Source organism: Isoptericola sp. BMS4 (assembly GCF_011634835.1).
GTDB lineage: Bacteria > Actinomycetota > Actinomycetes > Actinomycetales > Cellulomonadaceae > Isoptericola.
On the sequence record NZ_SIRP01000001.1, the window covers coordinates 1,961,865 to 1,981,253 of the forward strand.

15 protein-coding genes are annotated in these 19,389 nt (G+C 74.2%); 13 read left to right on the forward strand and 2 right to left on the reverse strand.

Annotated elements, in window-relative coordinates:
- Window positions 1-8: 8 nt before the first annotated feature.
- The 3 genes from EYB28_RS08760 to EYB28_RS08770 are packed head-to-tail and all read left to right on the forward strand — an operon-like array spanning window position 9 to window position 3,872.
- Window positions 9-1,292 (forward strand): MFS transporter, encoded by a 1,284-nt coding sequence (locus EYB28_RS08760; protein WP_166846729.1) that lies wholly within the window; start codon window positions 9-11, stop codon window positions 1,290-1,292.
- A gap of 13 nt (window positions 1,293-1,305) precedes the next feature.
- Window positions 1,306-2,499 carry a 1-deoxy-D-xylulose-5-phosphate reductoisomerase gene (gene dxr, locus EYB28_RS08765; protein WP_240930454.1) on the forward strand — a complete coding sequence of 398 codons (1,194 nt, stop codon included), beginning with the start codon at window positions 1,306-1,308 and terminating at the stop codon, window positions 2,497-2,499.
- Window positions 2,500-2,555: 56 nt separating this feature from the next.
- The gene (locus EYB28_RS08770; protein ID WP_166846735.1) at window positions 2,556-3,872 is read left to right on the forward strand and encodes an RIP metalloprotease; all 1,317 of its coding nucleotides are present in this window, start codon (window positions 2,556-2,558) and stop codon (window positions 3,870-3,872) included.
- Here the strand turns inward: EYB28_RS08770 and EYB28_RS08775 are convergent.
- A complete protein-coding gene (locus EYB28_RS08775; protein WP_205710872.1) occupies window positions 3,869-6,271 on the reverse strand; it encodes a glycosyltransferase in 2,403 nt (800 codons plus the stop codon). The genes EYB28_RS08770 and EYB28_RS08775 overlap by 4 nt on opposite strands.
- Window positions 6,272-6,408: 137 nt before the next feature.
- Between EYB28_RS08775 and ispG the strand changes: the two genes are divergently transcribed.
- From ispG to EYB28_RS08820, 9 genes are all read left to right on the forward strand, one after another.
- A complete protein-coding gene (ispG, locus tag EYB28_RS08780) occupies window positions 6,409-7,563 on the forward strand; it encodes a flavodoxin-dependent (E)-4-hydroxy-3-methylbut-2-enyl-diphosphate synthase (protein ID WP_166852004.1) in 1,155 nt (384 codons plus the stop codon).
- Window positions 7,564-7,708: 145 nt separating this feature from the next.
- On the forward strand, window positions 7,709-8,656 hold the full coding sequence (locus EYB28_RS08785; protein ID WP_166846738.1) for a DUF4081 domain-containing GNAT family N-acetyltransferase: 948 nt from the start codon (window positions 7,709-7,711) through the stop codon (window positions 8,654-8,656).
- A gap of 133 nt (window positions 8,657-8,789) precedes the next feature.
- Entirely contained in the window at window positions 8,790-10,052 is a 1,263-nt protein-coding gene (locus EYB28_RS08790; protein ID WP_166846740.1) for a sugar ABC transporter substrate-binding protein, read from the forward strand.
- Window positions 10,049-10,966 carry a carbohydrate ABC transporter permease gene (locus tag EYB28_RS08795; RefSeq protein WP_205710873.1) on the forward strand — a complete coding sequence of 306 codons (918 nt, stop codon included), beginning with the start codon at window positions 10,049-10,051 and terminating at the stop codon, window positions 10,964-10,966. The genes EYB28_RS08790 and EYB28_RS08795 overlap by 4 nt, the downstream gene beginning before the upstream one ends.
- The gene (locus EYB28_RS08800; protein WP_166846742.1) at window positions 10,959-11,894 is read left to right on the forward strand and encodes a carbohydrate ABC transporter permease; all 936 of its coding nucleotides are present in this window, start codon (window positions 10,959-10,961) and stop codon (window positions 11,892-11,894) included. The genes EYB28_RS08795 and EYB28_RS08800 overlap by 8 nt, the downstream gene beginning before the upstream one ends.
- Window positions 11,891-13,066: a LacI family DNA-binding transcriptional regulator gene (locus EYB28_RS08805; RefSeq protein ID WP_240930455.1), complete on the forward strand. Its 1,176-nt coding sequence runs from the start codon at window positions 11,891-11,893 to the stop codon at window positions 13,064-13,066. The genes EYB28_RS08800 and EYB28_RS08805 overlap by 4 nt, the downstream gene beginning before the upstream one ends.
- On the forward strand, window positions 13,066-14,337 hold the full coding sequence (locus EYB28_RS08810; protein ID WP_205710874.1) for a Gfo/Idh/MocA family protein: 1,272 nt from the start codon (window positions 13,066-13,068) through the stop codon (window positions 14,335-14,337). Before EYB28_RS08805 ends, EYB28_RS08810 begins: the two co-directional genes overlap by 1 nt.
- The gene (gene tdh / locus EYB28_RS08815; protein ID WP_166846745.1) at window positions 14,334-15,377 is read left to right on the forward strand and encodes an L-threonine 3-dehydrogenase; all 1,044 of its coding nucleotides are present in this window, start codon (window positions 14,334-14,336) and stop codon (window positions 15,375-15,377) included. The genes EYB28_RS08810 and tdh overlap by 4 nt, the downstream gene beginning before the upstream one ends.
- The gene (locus tag EYB28_RS08820) at window positions 15,377-16,567 is read left to right on the forward strand and encodes a glycine C-acetyltransferase (RefSeq protein WP_166846748.1); all 1,191 of its coding nucleotides are present in this window, start codon (window positions 15,377-15,379) and stop codon (window positions 16,565-16,567) included. The genes tdh and EYB28_RS08820 overlap by 1 nt, the downstream gene beginning before the upstream one ends.
- 21 nt (window positions 16,568-16,588) lie before the next feature.
- Here the strand turns inward: EYB28_RS08820 and EYB28_RS08825 are convergent, their stop codons facing one another.
- Window positions 16,589-17,503 (reverse strand): DNA-formamidopyrimidine glycosylase family protein, encoded by a 915-nt coding sequence (locus tag EYB28_RS08825; protein WP_166846751.1) that lies wholly within the window; start codon window positions 17,501-17,503, stop codon window positions 16,589-16,591.
- A 61-nt stretch (window positions 17,504-17,564) separates the two neighbouring features.
- Here EYB28_RS08825 and EYB28_RS08830 point away from each other — a divergent pair, with 61 nt between their 5' ends.
- Window positions 17,565-19,376, forward strand: a complete 1,812-nt coding sequence (locus tag EYB28_RS08830) for a proline--tRNA ligase (protein ID WP_166846754.1) — start codon at window positions 17,565-17,567, stop codon at window positions 19,374-19,376.
- The last annotated feature ends 13 nt before the right edge of the window (window positions 19,377-19,389 follow it).

The following is a 19,389-nucleotide window of genomic DNA, read 5'->3' on the forward strand; positions in this document are numbered from 1 at the left end:
TCGGCGACATGACGACCTCACCAGTGACGCACCGGCCGGCGACCGACCTGCCGTGGCCTTCCCTTCTCGTGCTCGGCGGCGCCACGTTCGCCATGGTCACCGCCGAGATGCTGCCCACGGCCGTGCTGCCGCAGATGAGCGTGGGGCTCGCCGTGAGCGAGTCGCGCACCGGCCTGCTGGTCTCCCTGTGGGCCGCCGTCGTGGTGGTCGCGAGCTTCCCCCTGGTGCGGCTCACGGCCGGGCGCGACCGGCGGGGCGTGCTCGCGGTCGCGCTGGCCGTCCTCGCCGCGTCGTCCGCCGTGACGGCGCTGGCCCCGGCCTACGGGCTCGCGGTGGGGGCGAGGCTCGTGGGCGCGGCCGCTGTCGGGCTCCTCTGGGCCACCGCCAACGCGCACGTCGCCGACCTGGTCCCCGACCGTCTGCTCGCCCGGTCGGTCGCCGTCGTGCTCGGCGGGGCGACGTTCGGGATGGTCCTCGGGACCCCGCTCGCCAGCCTCGTGGCGCGGGTGCTCGGCTGGCGTGCGGCGTTCGCGGGGCTCGCGGTCCTGACGCTGGTCGTGGCGCTCCTCGTGCGGGGCGTGGTCGCGCGGGCGGCACCCGGCGCGACGGCGGTCGACGGGCCGGACGACGGCGCGCCCGGGAGTGCGCCGACCGCCCCGCGGCCCGGTCCGTGGCCGATGATCGTGGTCACCGCCCTCGTCGGTGTGCTGCTCGTCGGCCACTACGGCGCGTACACCTACATCACCCGGATCGTCGAGGTCCCGGCCGCCGCCCTGCCCGGGGGCGTGAGCACGCTGCTGCTGGTCTTCGGGCTCGCCTCCGCCGCGGGGGTGGTGCTCGCCGGGCGGTTCGGCGCGCGGACCGCGCCCTTCCTCGCCGCGAAGGCCGCGGGGACCGCGGCCGCGCTGGCCGGGCTCGCGACGGTGTCCGCGCACCCCGTGTGGGGCGTCGCGGTCGTGGTCGTCTGGGGTGTCGCCTCGGGCGCCCTGCCGCCGCTGGCACAGACCCTGATCCTGCGGCTCGGCGGCCCGGCGCGGCGGGCGACGGCGGGCGCGCTGATCCCCGTCGTCCTCAACGGCGGGATCGCGCTCGGGGCGGCGCTCGCCTCGTTCGTCGTGGCGGGCGGCGGCGTCGTCGCGCTGCCGGTGCCCGCCGCCGTCCTGGTCGCGGCGACGGCGGCCGCGCTCGCTGCCGGCGCCCGGGTGTGGTCGCGTCCGGCCGCCGCCCGACAGCCGGAGACGTCCGGCGCGCGGGCCGCCCGCCGAGCGGCGGGGTCGCCCCCGCGTGCCTGACATCATGGTGACCATGCCAGAGCCCCGTAGCGTCACCCTCCTCGGATCCACCGGCTCCATCGGCACCCAGGCGATCGACGTCGTGCGGGCGCACCCCACCCGGTTCCGCGTGACGGGGCTGAGCGCCGGCGGCTCCGACGTCGGGCTGCTCGCGGAGCAGGCCGCGCTCCTCGGCGTGGACGCCGTCGCGGTGGCCGACGCCGGACGGGCGGCCGGTCTGCGCGAGGCGCTGGCCGCACGGCTCGGCGGGGACGCCGCCCGGGTCGAGGTGCTCGCCGGACCGGACGCGGCCACGGAGCTCGCCGGCCGCGGCGCCGACGTGGTGCTCAACGGCATCACGGGGTCGGTGGGCCTGCGCCCCACGCTCGCCGCGCTGGAGGCCGGCTCGACGCTCGCGCTCGCGAACAAGGAGTCGCTCGTCGTGGGGGGGTCGCTCGTCAAGGCGGCGGCGGCTCCCGGGCAGATCGTGCCGGTGGACTCGGAGCACTCCGCCATCGCCCAGGCGCTGCGCGGCGGGGCGCACTCGCCCGGTCGCAGCGAGGTGCGCCGGCTGGTCCTCACGGCGTCCGGCGGGCCGTTCCGGGGCCGGTCGCGGGACGAGATCAAGACCGTCACCGCGGAGCAGGCGCTCGCGCACCCCACGTGGGCCATGGGCCCGGTGGTGACCGTGAACTCGGCGTCCCTGATGAACAAGGGGCTCGAGCTCATCGAGGCGCACCTGCTCTTCGACGTGCCCACCGACGACATCACGGTGGTCGTGCACCCGCAGTCCGTCGTGCACTCGATGGTGGAGTTCCACGACGGGTCGACCATCGCGCAGGCCTCCCCGCCGGACATGCGGTTGCCGATCGCGCTCGGGCTGTCGTGGCCGGACCGCCTGGACACGGTGTCCCCGCCCTGCGACTGGACGCGCGCCGCGGAGTGGACGTTCGAGCCGCTCGACGAGACGACGTTCCCCGCCGTCGGGCTGGCCCGCGCCGCGGCGGCCGCGTCCGCCACCCACCCCGCCGTCTACAACGCGGCCAACGAGCAGGGCGTCGCCGCGTTCCTCGCGGGGCGGATCGGGTTCCTCGACGTCGTGGAGACCGTCGAGCGGGTGCTGGCCGAGCACGACGGCGTCGCCGCCGGCGACGTCGACCTCGCGGCGGTCGAGGGCGCGGAGGCGTGGGCCCGCGCCCGGGCCGACGAGATCCTCGCGCGATCCTGACGGTCCCCTCACCGGCGATTCCGGGAGCGCTCGGCGCGTGACCTAGGCTCGGGTGCGTGGACGTTCTCTCCGTCGTGATCGGCGTCGTCGTGCTGGTCGGCATCCTCGTCTCGATCGGCCTGCACGAGGTCGGGCACATGGTCCCGGCCAAGAAGTTCGGCGTGCGCGTCAGCGAGTACATGGTGGGCTTCGGGCCCACGCTGTGGTCGCGCCGCAAGGGGGAGACCGAGTACGGGCTGAAGGCGATCCCGCTCGGCGGCTACGTGCGGATGGTGGGCATGATGCCCGCCGCCCCGGCCGGCGCCCGCCCGGCCCGCGGCTTCTTCGGCCAGGTGGTCGCCGACGCGCGCGACGCGTCGGTCGCCGAGATCCGTGACGGCGAGGAGCACCGCGCCTTCTACCACCTGTCCACGCCCAAGAAGCTCGTGGTCATGCTCGGCGGGCCGGTGATGAACCTGCTCATCGCGGTCGTCCTGACGTTCGTGGTGCTCGTGGCGATCGGGCTGCCGACGATCACCACCACGGTCGGCGCGGTGAGCGAGTGCACGCCGACGGCCACGAGCGCCGAGGGCGAGCCGGTGTGCGGCCCCGACGCCGCGCCGTCCCCCGCGGCGGCGGCCGGGCTGCGGCCCGGCGACGAGGTCGTGTCGTGGGGCGGCACGGCCGTCACGTCGTGGGAGCAGCTCCAGGAGCTGATCGCCGGCAGCCCGGACGAGCAGGTGCCGGTCGTCGTCGAGCGTGACGGCGAACGGGTCGCCACCACGGTGACGACGGCCGAGCGCGAGCAGCCGGTGACCGACGCCGACGGCGCCCCGGTCACGGGCGCGGACGGCGCCCCGGTCACCGAGACCGTGGGCTTCCTCGGCGTGACCCCGACGCGCGACTACGAGCCGCTGCCCCTGTCCAGCGTGCCGCAGGAGGTCTGGGCGCAGGTCTCCGGGACGGCGGCGGCGATCGTCACGCTGCCGGTGCGGGTCGGCGAGGTCGCCGTGCAGGCGTTCACCGACGAACCGCGGGCCGCCGACACCGTGATGTCGCCGGTGGGCGTCGGCCGGATCGTGGTGGACGTCATCGCCGCGGACGGCCCCATGATCTGGACGCTGCAGGTGGTGCTGAGCCTGCTGGCGTCGCTGAACGTCGCCCTGTTCGTGTTCAACCTCATCCCGCTGCTGCCGCTGGACGGCGGCCACGTGGCGAACGCGCTCTACGAGGGCGCCAAGCGCACCCGGGCCCGCATGCGCGGCCTGCCGCGGCCCGCGCCGGCGGACGTGGCCCGCATGATGCCCGTGGCCTACGTGATGTTCGTGGTGCTGCTCGGCACCGGGGTGCTGCTCATGCTCGCCGACGTGGTCGACCCGGTGCAGCTGTTCTAGCCCTGGCCGGGCGGCTCGGTCGGGGCCGGCCTGGACGTCGGCTTCGTCGTCGGCTTCGTCGTCGGCCTGTCCGTGGGCTTCGTCTCGGGCCCGTCCGTGGGCCGCGCCGTGGGGTCGGCGGCCTGGCTGGGCCGCGGGTCTGACTCCGGTGTGGCGTCCGGGGCGGGCGTGGCGCTGGTCGTCGGAGCCGGCTCGGTGGCGGTCTCGTCGCCGGGCTCCGGACCGTCGTCGTCTGGCGTCGGCGGGGCGCCCGCGCCGGGGTCGTCGACGGGCGCGACGTCGGCGCCCTCGTCCGTGGCGGCGCCGTCGCCCGGTGCGTCCTGCGGTGCGTCGTCGCCGCGCGAGTCGCCGGCGTCGCGGGACGGCTCCTGCGTGGCCGCGCTGATCGCGCTGGTCACGGCCGGACGGTCCGGCAGCTCGGGCCCGGACAGGGCGTAGACCACGACGGCGGCGGTCGCGCCCGCGACCAGGACGGCCCCGGTCCAGCGCACGGTCCCCGCCGTGGCGAGGCCGGCCCGGCGGCGCCGCGCCAGGTCGGCGGGGAGGTGGCTGCGGATCGCGGCCACCGAGTTGACCGGGGCGAGCAGGTAGCCGGCGCCCTGCCAGGCCAGCAGCACCCCGACCGCCGCGGACGCGGCGGTGCCGTGCAGCAGCGCCGCGACGCCGACGCCGACGGCGAGGCACCCCAGGACGAGCTCGGTGAGGTTGGCCCGCAGCGCGTACGAGGTCCGCAGCTCGCCGTGCTGCTTCGGCGTGCGCAGGAACGCCCCGCCGCGCGCGAACAGCCCGCGCACGCACGCCCCGGCGACCACCCATCCGAGCGCGAGCCAGAGGCCGAACGCCCCCATCGCGTCGCGCCACCCGGCGCCCGTGGACCGGCGGGTGAGGACGACGGCGCGGACGAGCCCGAGCAGCACCAGGGCGACCACGCACAGCAGGAGCAGGCCGGACAGCCTCCGCACGACGATGCCCGTGCCCACGACGGCGTCCGCGGCCCCCAGCAGGAGGAACCCGGTGAACAGGACCCCGGCCAGGTCGCCGAACCACTGGAGCCCGCCGACGAGGTAGGCCCAGCGCTGGGCGAGGCTCAGCCGGTTCCGCGGGCCGCGGGGCCCGGGCAGCAGGGAGCGCCAGTGCATGCGCAGGATCTGCACCCCGCCGAAGCACCAGCGGAAGCGCTGCTTCTTCAGCGCCTCGAACGTGAGCGGCATGACGCCGCGGCCGTAGGAGCGGTCCACGTGCAGGCCGCGGCCGCCGTCGCGCAGCAGCCGCAGCGACAGCTCGGCGTCCTCGGTGATGCACCACTCGTCCCACCCGTCGGCGCCGACGAGGGCGGAGCGGCGGATCAGCCCCATCGTCCCGCCGAAGATGGCGCCGCCCTGCTCGTTGCGGGAGACCTGGGACACGTCGAAGAAGTAGCCGTAGGAGTAGTACAGGCGCCGGAAGTAGGCGGAGACGTCCCAGTCCCGGTAGTCCTGCGGCGTCTGCACGAAGCTGAGGCCGGGGTCGGCGAACAGCGGGGCGCAGTCGGCGAGGAAGTCGGGCTCCACCAGGTAGTCGGCGTCGACGATCCCGATGATCTCGGCGCGCGGGTCGGTGTGCTGCAGCGCGAGGTTGAGCGCGCCGCTCTTGAAGCCCTCGAGGTTCTCCACGTGCAGGAACGTCACGCCCTGATATCCGGCGCAGAACTCCTCGACGGGCCGCCACAGCGCCTCGTCGGTGGTGTTGTTGTCGATGACGACGATCTCGTACCGGTCGTAGGTCTGCTCCATGAGGCGGCGCAGCGTCGCGATGACCATGTCCGGGGGCTCGTCGTGCGTGGGCACGTGGAGGCTGACGAACGGGCGGGTGCCGGCGACGCCGGGGTCGGCCTCGTAGGTCGCCACGACCTGGCGGGGGTCCACGGACGCGGGCCACTGGCGCCGGGTGAGCACGTCGACGAACTCCCACAGGTGCCCGAGCCCGATGAGCACCACGAACGCCTCGACGAGCCACAGCGCGCCGCTGATGAGCGCGCCTGCCCAGGTGAGGTCGGCCGTGAGGGTCCACAGGGCGGCGTACACGAGGTAGCTCACGCTCGCGGTGACGGTGAGCGCCCACGCGACCAGCCCCCGGACGGCCCACTGACGGCCGATCGGCCACCAGGCGAGCACGGCGCCGGCCACGACGAGCGCGGCCACGGTCGCCCGCGCCGTCGGCACGCCGAGCAGCACCGCGCCGGCGGCGCCGACGCCCCCGAGAGCGACGGCGGTGGCGAGCACCGCCGCGAACGGGCGCGCGCTGGCGTGCCGGCGGCGCCGTCGCTGCCCGGTGAGCAGGACCGCCGCGGTGGCGGGCAGGAGCAGCCCGACGGCGATCAGCAGGACGGTCACGACGAGGTCGCTGGAGGTGGCGAGCACCCGGGAAGAGTAGGGCAGCCCGGTGCGGTGGCGAAACGGTGCCGGTCGGGTGCGGATCACGCCCCGCCGGGCGCTCCTGGTGCACGGCACCGCGCTCGACGCGCGATACTGGCTCCGTGACTGCAGTGAACCTCGGCATGCCCGCGATCGGTGACCCCGCTTCCGCGCCCACGCTGGCCCCGCGCCGCCCGTCCCGCCGGATCCAGGTGGGCAAGGTCGCGGTCGGGGGGGACGCGCCGATCAGCGTCCAGTCGATGACCACGACGCCCACGACCGACATCAACGCGACCCTGCAGCAGATCGCCGAGCTCACGGCGGCCGGGTGCGACATCGTCCGCGTCGCCGTGCCGACGGCCGACGACGCCGCGGCCCTGCCCGCCATCGCCGCGAAGTCGCAGATCCCCGTGATCGCGGACATCCACTTCCAGCCCAAGTACGTCTACGCCGCGATCGACGCCGGCTGCGCCGCGGTGCGCGTCAACCCCGGCAACATCCGCAAGTTCGACGACCAGGTCAAGGAGATCTCCGCGGCCGCGAAGGCGGCGGGCGTCTCGCTGCGCATCGGCGTCAACGCGGGGTCGCTCGACAAGCGGCTGCTGGAGAAGTACGGCAAGCCGACGGCGGAGGCGCTCGTGGAGTCGGCCGTCTGGGAGGCGAGCCTCTTCGAGGAGCACGACTTCCACGACTTCAAGATCTCCGTGAAGCACAACGACCCGGTCGTCATGGTGCGCGCGTACGAGCTGCTCGCCCAGCGCGGCGACTGGCCGCTGCACCTCGGCGTCACCGAGGCCGGACCCGCGTTCCAGGGCACGATCAAGTCGGCCACGGCGTTCGGCGCCCTCCTGAGCCAGGGCATCGGCGACACGATCCGCGTGTCGTTGTCCGCGCCGCCGGTCGAGGAGGTGAAGGTCGGCACCCAGATCCTGCAGGCGCTGAACTTGCGCCCCCGCAAGCTGGAGATCGTCTCGTGCCCCTCGTGCGGGCGCGCCCAGGTGGACGTGTACACGCTGGCGGAGAAGGTGACGGCCGGCCTGGAGGGGCTGACGGTCCCGCTGCGGGTGGCCGTGATGGGCTGCGTCGTGAACGGTCCCGGCGAGGCGCGCGAGGCGGACCTCGGGGTCGCGTCGGGCAACGGCAAGGGGCAGATCTTCGTCAAGGGCGAGGTCGTCAAGACGGTCCCCGAGGCGATGATCGTCGAGACCTTGATCGACGAGGCGATGCGGATCGCGGAGACGATGCCGGCGCCCGAGAACGACGGCCAGGCGGGCCCGCCCGTCGTGTCGGTCGGCTGAGACGGAGGTGCAGCGCAGGGTGAGGGCCGAGGGACGAGGCACTCGCCCGTAGCGGAACCGCAGGCTCGGCCGAAAGGGGCTCGGCTGAGAGGCCCGCCGGGCTGCCGCTTCCGGGGGGAACGGCTCCGACGGCGAGGGAGGCGTGATGGGCGGCTGGCGGCCGACGGCGCGGCGGTCGGCACCGGGCGGTGCCGCCGCCGAGCGAGCGCGCGCCGCTGCGGCCCGGGTGCTGGGGCAGGACGATCTCGTGGAGGCGCTGGCGGTCTGCGCGCGCGACCCGGTCGCGGCCGTGCTCGCGGCGTCGCGGATCGAGCTGGCGGACCGTGCGGGCCTCGCGGTCGCGGGCGGCGAGGTCTGGGGGTACCCGGCCGAGGGCCCGCTGGTGGCCGTCTGCTGGTCGGGGGCGAACCTGGTGCCCGTGGTGCCCGCGGCGCTGGCGTCCGCCGCCGAGGCCGCGGAGGCGACGGCGGCGTTCGCGGCCCTGGCCCGTGCGCAGGGGCGCCGTTCCAGCTCGATCGTGGGGGAGCGCGGTGCGACGCTGGCGCTGTGGGGGCTGCTGGCGCCGGTGTGGCCGCCTGCCCGCGAGGTCCGGGCGGACCAGCCGTCGCTGGTGATCGACCGTGATCCCGACGTGCCGCCCGATCCTCGTGTGCGTCGTGCGGTGCCGGCGGAGCTCGGCGCGGTGCTGCCGGCCTGCGTGCGCATGTTCGCCGAAGAGGTCGGCTACGCGCCCGTGGCGTCGCCGGGCAGCGCGTACGCGCTGCGGGTGCGCTCCCTGGTGGCGGAGGGGCGGTCGTTCGTGGCGATGGCGGGCGAGGCCGGCCGGGCGGGCGCGCGCCAGCGGGTGACCTTCAAGGCGGAGCTCGGCGCGGTGGCCGGGGGAGTGGCGCAGGTGCAGGGTGTGTGGGTCGACCCGATGCTGCGCGGGCAGGGGCGCTCGGCGCCGGGCATGGCGGCGGTCGTCGCGGCGACCCGGCGCGACGTGGCGCCGGTCGTGTCGCTGTACGTCAACGGGTACAACGCGCCCGCGCTGGCGACGTACCGGCGGGTGGGGTTCGAGCAGGTCGGGACCTTCGCCACCGTGCTCTTCTGAGCGACAGCAGCGATCGGTGATTGAGCGATCGTGAGCGATCCATTGTGTGAGAGATCATGTGTGGTCTACTGTGTGGCGTGTTAATCGATGCGATGCGTCGATCCGCGTCTGCACCATCGTCAAAGGAGACCCGATGCGTCATTCAGCCCCGCGCCGGTACGCCGCCGCCGTGCTCGCCCTGGCCCCCGCGCTCGCCCTCACCGCCTGCGCGGGCGACGACGGCACCGCGGCGGCCGACGGGCCGGTCACCCTCACCTACGGCATCTGGGACAAGAACCAGGAGCCCGCGATGCGCCAGATCGCGGACGCCTTCACCGAGACCCACCCGGACGTGACGGTCGAGATCGAGCTCACGCCCTTCGCCGACTACTGGACCAAGCTGCGCACGGCCGTCTCCGGCGGCACCGGGCCGGACGTCTTCTGGATGAACGGGCCGAACATCCAGGCCTACGCGTCGAACGGCGCGCTCGAGCCGCTGGCCGACCTGGACACGAGCGGATACCCGCAGGGCCTCGTCGACCTGTACACCGTGGACGGCACCGTCTACGGCGCGCCCAAGGACTTCGACACCATCGGGGTCTGGTACAACAAGGACCTCTTCGACGCCGCCGGGGTCGAGTACCCGGCCGACGACTGGACCTGGGACGACTACGTCGAGACGGCCGAGCGGCTCACCGACCCGGACAAGGGTGTCTGGGGCAGCGCCGCGGCCCTCAACGACCAGCAGAACTACTACGACACCATCGCCCAGGCGGGCGCCGAGGTGATCTCGTCCGACGGCACGACGACGGGGTACGGCACGCCCGAGGCGCTCACAGGGCTCGAGTTCTGGACCGACCAGATCGCCGCCGGCCTGTCCCCGACGCAGGAGCAGATGACCGACACGTCGCCGGAGACGCTCTTCACGTCCGGGAAGGTCGCGATGTACTGGAGCGGGTCGTGGAGCGCCGTCGCCTACGACTCGAACGAGGCGGTCGCCGAGTCCGTGGACGTCGCGCCGCTGCCCGCGGGCCCGGAGGGCAACCAGAGCGTGATCCACGGCGTCGGGAACGTGGTCAACGCCGGCGGCGAGCACAAGGACGTCGCGGCCCAGTTCGCCGCCTTCGCCAGCAGCGAGGAGGCCGCCACCATCCAGGCCGAGGCGGGCGCGGTCATCCCCGCCTACACCGGGACGCAGCAGGCGTGGGTGGACGCGATGCCGCAGTACCACCTGGACGTCTTCATCGACGCGCTGGAGACGGCCGTGCCGTACCCCGCGTCGCGCAACACGTCGGCCTGGACGTCGGTCCAGGACGAGGTTCTCACCCAGGTGTGGTCGGGCAACCTCGAGCCCGCCGAGGGGAACGCGCAGCTCGGCGAGCAGGTCCAGGCCGCCCTGGACGCGGAGCAGGAGTGAGCGCCGCGCCCGGCGCGGTCGTGCCGCGCCGCCGCTCGGGGGCCCAGCAGTCCCCGTGGTGGGCGCTGCTCTTCGTCGGCCCCACCGCGCTCGGGCTGGCGGTGTTCTACCTGTGGCCCACGGTGCGCACGCTCTACCTGTCCTTCACCGAGGCCGGGATGTTCGGCGGCTACACGTGGGTGGGGCTCGACAACTACGCCGCCCTGCTGGCCGACCCGGAGCTGCTCACGGCCCTGCGCAACACGTTCGTCTACACCGTGATCGTGCTGGTCGGGATCCCGGTCGCGGTCGTGGTCGCCACGCTGCTCAACACGCCCGGCCTGCGGGGACGCGGCGTCTACCGCGTGCTGTACTTCCTGCCCGTGGTGACGATGCCCGCCGCCATCGCCCTCGTGTGGCGCATGCTCTACAACGGCGACTACGGGGTGCTCAACCAGGCGCTCGGCGCGGTCGGCATCTCCGGCCGGTCCTGGCTGACCGACCCGGCCACCGCCCTCGTCGCCGTCGCCGTCGTCGCGATCTGGGCGGGCCTCGGTACCAGCATCGTCATCTTCCTCGCGGGCCTGCAGGGGATCCCCGCCTCCGTCATGGAGGCCGCGAAGCTCGACGGCGCCGGGCCGGTGCGCACGTTCCGCTCCGTCACCGTCCCGCTGCTCAGCCCGAGCATCTTCTTCGTCTCCGTGGTCGGCATCATCGGCGCCCTGCAGGTCTTCGACCTCGTCTACATGATGGTCGGGCGCAACAACCCGGCCCTGCCCGACACCAAGACGGTCGTCTACCTCTTCTACGAGGCGGGCTTCCTCGACAACCACCGCGGCAGCGCGGCGGCGATCGCCTTCGTGCTGCTCGTGATCATCCTCGGGCTGACGGTCCTGCAGTTCCGGCTCCAGAAGAGGTGGGTGCACTATGAGTGAGGCTCTGCGTGAGGCGCTGACCGACACCGCGTCCGCCCGCCCGGCGGCGACCGCGGCCACCCGTCCCGCGACGCGCACGGCGCCTCGCACGGCGCCGGCGGCGACCACGCCGCGCCGTCGCCAGCCGTGGGTGGTGCACGCGCTGCTGGCCGCCGGGGCCGTGGTGATGGTGTTCCCGTTCGCCTGGCAGCTGCTCACCGCGTTCAAGACCTTCCAGGCCTCCGTCCAGGTGCCCCCGAGCATCCTGCCGGACCCGTGGGTCTTCACGAACTTCGGCGAGGTCTTCGCGAGCATGCCGTTCGGGTCGATGTTCCTGAACTCCGTGCTGCTGACGGTGCTGCGCACCGCCGGGCAGGTCGTGCTGTGCACGATGGCGGGCTACGCCTTCGCGCGGCTGAGCTTCCCGGGTCGCAACGTGATCTTCGTGGCCTTCCTGTCGGTGCTCATGGTCCCCACCCAGCTGTACCTGCTGCCGCAGTACGAGATCGTCCAGGCGCTCGGCTGGCTCGACTCCCTGCCGGGACTCGTGATGCCCGGCATCTTCAGCGCGTTCGGCACGTTCCTCATGCGGCAGTTCTTCATGTCGCTGCCGGCCGAGCTCGAGGAGGCGGCGCGGCTCGACGGAGCCAACCCCTGGCAGGCGTTCTCGCGCGTGATGGTGCCCCTGGCCCGGCCCGGGATCGTCGCCCTGACCGTCTTCACCGTGCTGTGGAGCTGGAACGACCTCCTGTGGCCCCTGGTCGTCACGACGAGCCCCGAGAAGATGCCGCTGTCGGTGGGGCTCGCGCAGATGGTCGGACTGCACGGCACCGACTTCCCGGTGCTCATGGCGGGCGCCCTGCTGGCCACGCTGCCGATGCTGGTGACGTTCATGGTCCTGCAGCGCCAGTTCATCCAGGGCATCGCGTTCACGGGGTCCAAGGGATGAGCCCCGGCCCCGGAGCCGCGAGGCCCGCCCGCCCGCGCGCGACCGTGAAGATGGTCGCCGAGGCGGCGGGGGTCTCCACGGCCACCGTGTCCTACGTCCTGTCGGGCCGCGCCGGCGGGTCCGCGGGGGTCGCCCCGGCCACGGAGGCGCGCGTGCGCCAGGCCGTCCGCGAGCTGCGGTACCGGCCCAACCGGTCGGCGCGCGCCATGCGCACCGGCCGGACCGGGTTGGCGCTGCTGTCCCTGCACATGATGAGCGACCCCTGGTCCCTCGCGGTCAGCGAGGCCGTCGCCGCCGCGGCACGGGCCGACGCCGCGGCCGGTGACGGGGCCGGCGACGGGGCCGACGTCGTCCCGCTGCTCCTGGCCGACGGGGACTGGTTCGACGCGGTGCAGCGCCAGGACAGCGACGTCGTCTACCTCGACGGGGTGCGCGACGACGCCACGGACCGCGAGCGGCTCGCCGAGCTCGTCGAGCAGGGCCGGCGCCTCGTGGTGTTCTCCGAGACGCTGCGGCCGGCCGGGTTCGACGTCGTGCGCTCGCGCGCCGTGCCCGGCTGCCGGCTGGCCGTCGCGCACCTCCTGGACCGGCACGACGACGTCGCCTGCCTGGCCGCGGCGGGCCTCGTCGGAGCGCCCGGCCCCACCCGCTTCACGGCCTGGACGGACGGGCTCGCCGGCCGCGGCCTGCCGGTGCGCGACGACCGGGTCGCCACGTACGAGACCTCCCAGGCCAGCGCGTTCGCGGGGGCGCTGGCGCTCCTGGACCGCCCGGACCCGCCGTCCGCCGTCTACGCGACGACGGACTTCGCCGCGATCGCCGCGATCGGCGCCGCCCACCGGCTCGGGCTGCGCGTCCCCGACGACGTCGCCGTCGTGGGGGTGGGCAACACGCCCGACGGGGAGGTCAGCGCGCCGCCCCTGACGTCCGTCGGGCCCCGGGACTTCTTCGCGCGCCAGGCGCGCATCGTCCTCGACGTCGCGCGGGACGGTGTGCGGGGCGACGGCCGCGTGCACGAGTTCGACTGGTCGCTCGTCGAGCGCGAGTCGAGCGGCCGCCGGCCGGGCGGGCCCGGCCACCACGACCAGCACCTGACGGGCGCCGACCCGGCGCCCGTCGCGGACGACCCCACCGGTGGGCCGGGCCGCACGGACACGAGGACGGAGCACTGATGGACATCAGGATCGCAGTCGTGGGCTACGGCCTGCGCGGCAGCGTGGCCCGCGAGGCGCACCGGCCCGGGCGAGGCTCGGCCGTCACCGTGGTGTGCGACCCCGACCCGGGGGCGCGGGAGCGGGCCCGTGCGGACTTCCCCGACGCGCTGCTGACCGCGGACCTCGACGAGGCGCTCGCCGCCGGGGTGGACGCCGCGATGGTCCTCACCCCCGACGACCGGCACGCCGGCCCGGCGATCCGCGCGCTCGAGGCGGGCGTGGCGGTCTTCTGCGAGAAGCCCGTGGCGACGTCCCTCGCCGACGCCGACGCCATGCTCGCCGCCGCCCGGCGCACGGGCAGCCGCCTGTACGTGGGGCACAACATGCGGCACATGCCCGTCGTCGTGCTCATGCGAGACCTCGTCGCCCGCGGGGCCGTCGGTGAGGTGAAGGCGGTCTGGTGCCGGCACTTCGTCGGGCACGGCGGCGACTTCTACTTCAAGGACTGGCACGCCGACCGCTCGCGCTCGGTCGGGCTGCTGCTGCAGAAGGGCGCCCACGACATCGACGTCGTCCACTGGCTCGCGGGGGCGCCCTCCCGGAGGGTCCAGGCGATGGGCGCCCAGGCGCTGTACGCGGGGATCGACGACCGGCAGGACCGGACCGGCCAGGTGATGCCGCAGTGGTTCTCCCTGGACAACTGGCCGCCGACCGAGCAGAAGGGCCTGCACCCGGTGGTCGACGTCGAGGACGTCTCGCAGGTCAACATGCTCCTCGACAACGGCGTGCTCGCCTCCTACCAGCAGTGCCACTTCACCCCGGACTACTGGCGCAACTACACCGTCATCGGGACGCACGGTCGGCTGGAGAACACCGGCGACTCCTCGGGGTCCGAGGTGCACCTGTGGAACCGCCGCCACTCCGGCAGCGCCGCGCCCGACGAGGTGTTCGTGGTGCCCGAGGCCACCGGCGGGCACGGCGGCGCCGACGTCGCGCTCGTCGACGAGTTCGTGCGCTTCGTGCGCGACGGCGGGGGCACGGCGACATCGCCGGTCGCCGCCCGCGACTCGGTCGCCGCCGGGCTCCGGGCCACCGAGTCGCTGCGCTCCGGGGGCGCGGCGCTCGACGTGCCGCGCCTGGACGACGGGCTCGTCGCCTACTTCGACGCGGGCCAACCCGGCGCCGGGGCCCCGGCCGGCGGCCCGGCTTCGTCGGAAGGTCCGGATCGTGAGATGGTGCGGGGCGTGACGACGCAGGCGACGCAGGGTTCGATGGAGGCTTCGGAGTGAAGGCGCTGTTCAAGCCCGGCCCCGGTCCGGGACTGGAGCTGGTCGACCGGCCCGAGCCCGTACCGGGCATCGGCGAGGTGAAGATCCGGGTGCTGCGCACCGGGATCTGCGGCACGGACCTGCACATCGAGCGGTGGGACGACTGGGCCGCGTCGACGATCGCCGCGCCGCTCGTGCCGGGGCACGAGTTCGTCGGCGAGGTCGTCGAGGTCGGGGACCTGGTGCAGGACGTCGCCGTCGGCGACGTCGTGTCCGGCGAGGGGCACATCGTGTGCGGCACCTGCCGCAACTGCCGTGCCGGGCGCCGGCAGATGTGCATCCGCACCCAGGGGCTCGGCCTGCACCGTGACGGGGCGTTCGCCGAGTACGTCGTGCTGCCGGCCACGAACGTGTGGGTGCACCACGCGGAGATCGACCTCGACGTCGCCGCGATCTTCGACCCGCTCGGCAACGCGGTGCACACGGCGCTGGCGTTCCCCGTCATCGGGGAGGACGTGCTGGTCTCCGGCTGCGGCCCGATCGGGCTCATGGCGATCGCCGTGGCCCGGCACGCGGGGGCGCACCTGGTCGTCGGCACCGACGTCAGCCCGGCGCGGCTGGAGATGGCGCGCCGCATGGGCGCCGACGCGGTCGTGGACGTGCGCAGCGGGCGCGTCGCCGACGCCCAGCGCTCCCTCGGGCTGCGCGAGGGGTTCGACGTCGGCTTCGAGATGAGCGGGGCGGCGCCGGCGCTGCCGGAGATGATCGCGAACATGAACCACGGCGGGCGGATCGCGATGCTCGGCCTGCCCACGAGCGAGATCGCGGTCGACTGGGGCGTGGTCGTCACGCACATGCTCACGCTCAAGGGCATCTACGGCCGCGAGATGTTCGAGACGTGGCAGGCGATGGACGCGATGCTGCGCACGAGCGCGACCCTGCGCTCCGCGATCGCGTCCGTCGTCACCGACCGGCTCCCGGCGTCCCGCTGGGCCGACGGGTTCGCGGCGGCGGCGTCCGCCGACGGCGGCAAGGTGGTCCTCGACTGGACGGAGTGGTGATGTACGGGAGCTTCCGGGAGCACGTGGCGGGCCAGCTCGCCGAGATCGAGCAGGCGGGCCTGACCAAGCGCGAGCGCGGCATCGCCGGGCCGCAGGGCGCCATGATCCGGGCGGGCGGCGCCGACCTGCTGAACTTCTGCGCCAACAACTACCTGGGGCTGGCCGACGACCCGCGCATCCTCGCCGCCGCCCGCGACGCCCTCGACACCTGGGGGTACGGGCTGGCGAGCGTGCGGTTCATCTGCGGCACCCAGGACCAGCACCGCGAGCTGGAGCGCCGGGTCGCGGGGTTCCTCGGCACGGACGACGCCATCCTGTTCTCGTCGTGCTTCGACGCGAACGGCGGCATCTTCGAGACGCTGTTCGGCCGCGAGGACGCCATCGTCTCGGACGCGCTCAACCACGCGTCCCTCATCGACGGGATCCGGCTGTCGAAGGCGGCCCGCTTCCGGTACGCCAACCGGGACATGGGCGACCTGGAGGCCCAGCTCGTGGCGGCGCGCGACGGCGGCGCACGCCACGTCGTCATCGTCACCGACGGCGTGTTCTCGATGGACGGCTACCTCGCGCCGCTGCCCGAGATCTGCGACCTCGCGGACCGGTACTCCGCGCTCGTGCTGGTGGACGACTCGCACGCGGTCGGCTTCATGGGTGACCACGGCGCGGGCACGCCGGAGCACTTCGGCGTCGCCGACCGGGTCGACATCCTCACGGGGACGTTCGGCAAGGCGCTCGGTGGCGCGTCCGGGGGCTACGTCGCCGCGCACTCCGAGATCGTCGACCTGCTGCGCCAGCGCGCCCGCCCGTACCTGTTCTCCAACACGCTCGCTCCCATGATCGTGGCCGGGACGCTCACGGCGCTGGACCTCGTGGAGGGCTCCGGCGACCTGCGCGAGCGGCTGGCGACCAACGCGGCGCTGTTCCGCCGGCTCATGACGGAGGCGGGCTTCGAGCTGCTGCCCGGCGAGCACCCGATCGTGCCGGTGATGTTCGGCGACGCCGTCCTCGCGACCCGTGTCGCCGACGCCATGGGGGAGCGGGGCGTGTACGTCACCGCGTTCAGCTACCCCGTGGTCCCGCGGGGCGAGGCGCGCATCCGCGTGCAGCTCTCCGCCGCCCACACGCCCGAGCAGGTGCGCGCCTGCGTGGACGCGTTCGTCGCGTCGCGCGCGGCGGTCACGGCGGGCTGAGCCGACCCGCGCCGCCCCGGGCTACTTCAGCAGCCTCGACATCCGCCGGTCGGCGAGCACCTGCCCGCCGGTCTGGCAGGTGGCGCAGTACTGCAGCGACCGGTCCGCGAAGCTCACCTCGCGCACGGTGTCCCCGCACACCGGGCACGCCTGCCCGGTGCGGCCGTGCACCCGCATGCCCGCGCGCTTGGCGTCCTTGAGCTCCGCGGCGGGCCGGCCGGCGGCCGCCGCCACCGCGTCGCGCAGGGTCGTCACGACCGCCTCGTGCAGCGCCGCGACCTCGTCGTCGGTGTACGAGCGCGACAGCTTGAACGGCGACGTGCGGGCCACGTGCAGGATCTCGTCCGAGTAGGCGTTGCCGATCCCCGCGATCGCCCGCTGGTCACGCAGCAGCCCCTTGACCTGCTGGTTCTTCCCGTGCAGGAGCGTGGCCAGCGCCTCGGGCGTGAACGCGGGGGACAGCGGCTCGACCCCGAGGGTGCGCACCTGCTCCACGTCGTCCGGGTCGCGGACCACGTGCACGGCGAGCCGCTTGCGGGTGCCCGCCTCGGTGAGGTCGAACCCGGACCCGTCGTCGAGGCGCACCCGCAGCGCGAGCGCCGTGCCCTTCGACGAGCCGCCCAGGCGGGGCCGCACCGGGGTGGTGGGCGCCCGGTCGGACCAGCGCACCCAGCCGCCGCGCGACAGGTGCACGAGCAGGTGGAGCTCGCCGGCGGTGCTTCCGGTGCTGGCGGTACCGGGGGCGTCCAGGCGCAGGTCCAGCCACTTGCCGTGCCGGTCGACGCCGGCCACCGTGCGCCCCACCAGGTCGGTGACCGGGGGGTCGTACGTCTTGAGCGCGGCGATCGCGGCGACGTCCGCGGCCACGACGGTGCGGCCTGCGGCACGCTCGCCGAGGAAGTCGGCCAGCGCCTGGACCTCCGGGAGCTCGGGCATGAGGACATGCTGCCAACACTCGGGACCGGGGGCACGTCCACGCGCCGCTAGGCTGGCCCGCATGTCGATCGCGTCCCTCCCCGGCACCCGTCAGCCGGGTGACCTGCTGCGCCTGTCCCACCTGTTCGTCCGCACGCTGCGCGAGGACCCGGCCGACGCCGAGGTCGCGAGCCACCGGCTGCTGGTCCGGGCCGGCTACATCCGCCGCGCGGCCCCCGGGATCTACTCCTGGCTGCCTCTCGGCCTGCGCGTCCTGGCCAAGGTCGAGCGCGTGGTCCGCGAGGAGATGGACGCGATCGGCGCGCAGGAGGTGCACTTCCCGGCGCTGCTGCCGCGCGAGCCGTACGAGGCCACAGGCCGCTGGACCGAGTACGGCCCCAACATCTTCCGGCTGAAGGACCGCAAGGAGGCCGACTATCTCCTCGCGCCCACGCACGAGGAGATGTTCACCCTGCTGGTCAAGGACCTGTACTCGTCGTACAAGGACCTCCCCCTCGCGCTCTACCAGATCCAGACGAAGTACCGCGACGAGGCGCGCCCGCGCGCCGGCCTGATCCGCGGGCGCGAGTTCATCATGAAGGACTCGTACTCCTTCGACGTCGACGACGCCGGTCTCGACGAGAGCTACGCCAAGCATCGCGCCGCCTACCAGCGGATCTTCGACCGCCTCGGCTTCGAGTACGTCATCGTGTCGGCGCACGCGGGCGCGATGGGCGGCTCGAAGTCGGAGGAGTTCCTCGCCAAGTCGCCGATCGGCGAGGACACCTACGTCGAGTGCAAGGCATGCGGCTACGCGGCGAACGTCGAGGCCGCCCACGCCCCCGTGCCGGACCCGATCCCCTTCGACGGGACCGCGGAGGCGCACGCCGAGGACACCCCGGACACGCCCACGATCGAGGCGCTCGTCGCGTACCTGAACGCCCGGTTCCCGCGCGAGGACCGGCCCTGGGCGGCGGGCGACACGCTCAAGAACGTCCTGTTCCGCCTGGACCACCCGGACGGCACGACCGAGGCGGTCGCGATCGGCGTCCCGGGCGACCGTGAGGTGGACGTCAAGCGCATGGAGGCCGCGTTCTACCCGGCCGAGTTCTCGCCCTTCGGCGAGGAGGACTTCGCCGCGCGCCCCGAGCTCGTCAAGGGCTACATCGGCCCGGGCGTCCTGGGTGAGGCGGGGACGGCGAAGATCCGCTACCTGCTCGATCCGCGCGTCGTGGAGGGCACACGGTGGGTGACCGGCGCGAACCGGCCCGGCCAGCACGTGATCGACCTCGTCGCGGGGCGGGACTTCACCGCCGACGGCACGATCGAGGTGGCCGAGGTGTGGCCGGGCGACCCGTGCCCGAACGGCGACGGCATTCTCGAGACCGCCCGGGGCATCGAGATGGGGCACGTGTTCCAGCTCGGCCGCAAGTTCGCCGAAGCGCTGGACCTCAAGGTCCTCGACGAGAACGGCAAGGCCGTCACGGTGACGATGGGCTCGTACGGTGTGGGTGTGACGCGAGCGCTGGCCGCGATCGCCGAGGGCAACCACGACGACAAGGGCCTCGCCTGGCCCGCCCAGGTGGCGCCGGCGCACGTGCACGTCGTCGCGACGGGGAAGGGCACGGAGGTCTTCGACGCCGCCGAACGGATCGCGACCGAGCTCGTGGCCCACGGTGTCGAGGTGGTCTACGACGACCGGCCCAAGGTCTCGCCCGGCGTCAAGTTCGCCGACGCGGAGCTGCTCGGCGTGCCGTTGCTCGTCGTCGTGGGCCGCGGCCTGGCCGACGGCGTCGTCGAGGTCCGGCCGCGTGCCGGGCAGGCGGAGCAGGTGGCCGTGGACGACGCCGTGCCCGCCGTCGTCGAGCGCGTCGAGGCGATGCTGGCCGGCTAGGAGGCAGCGCCCG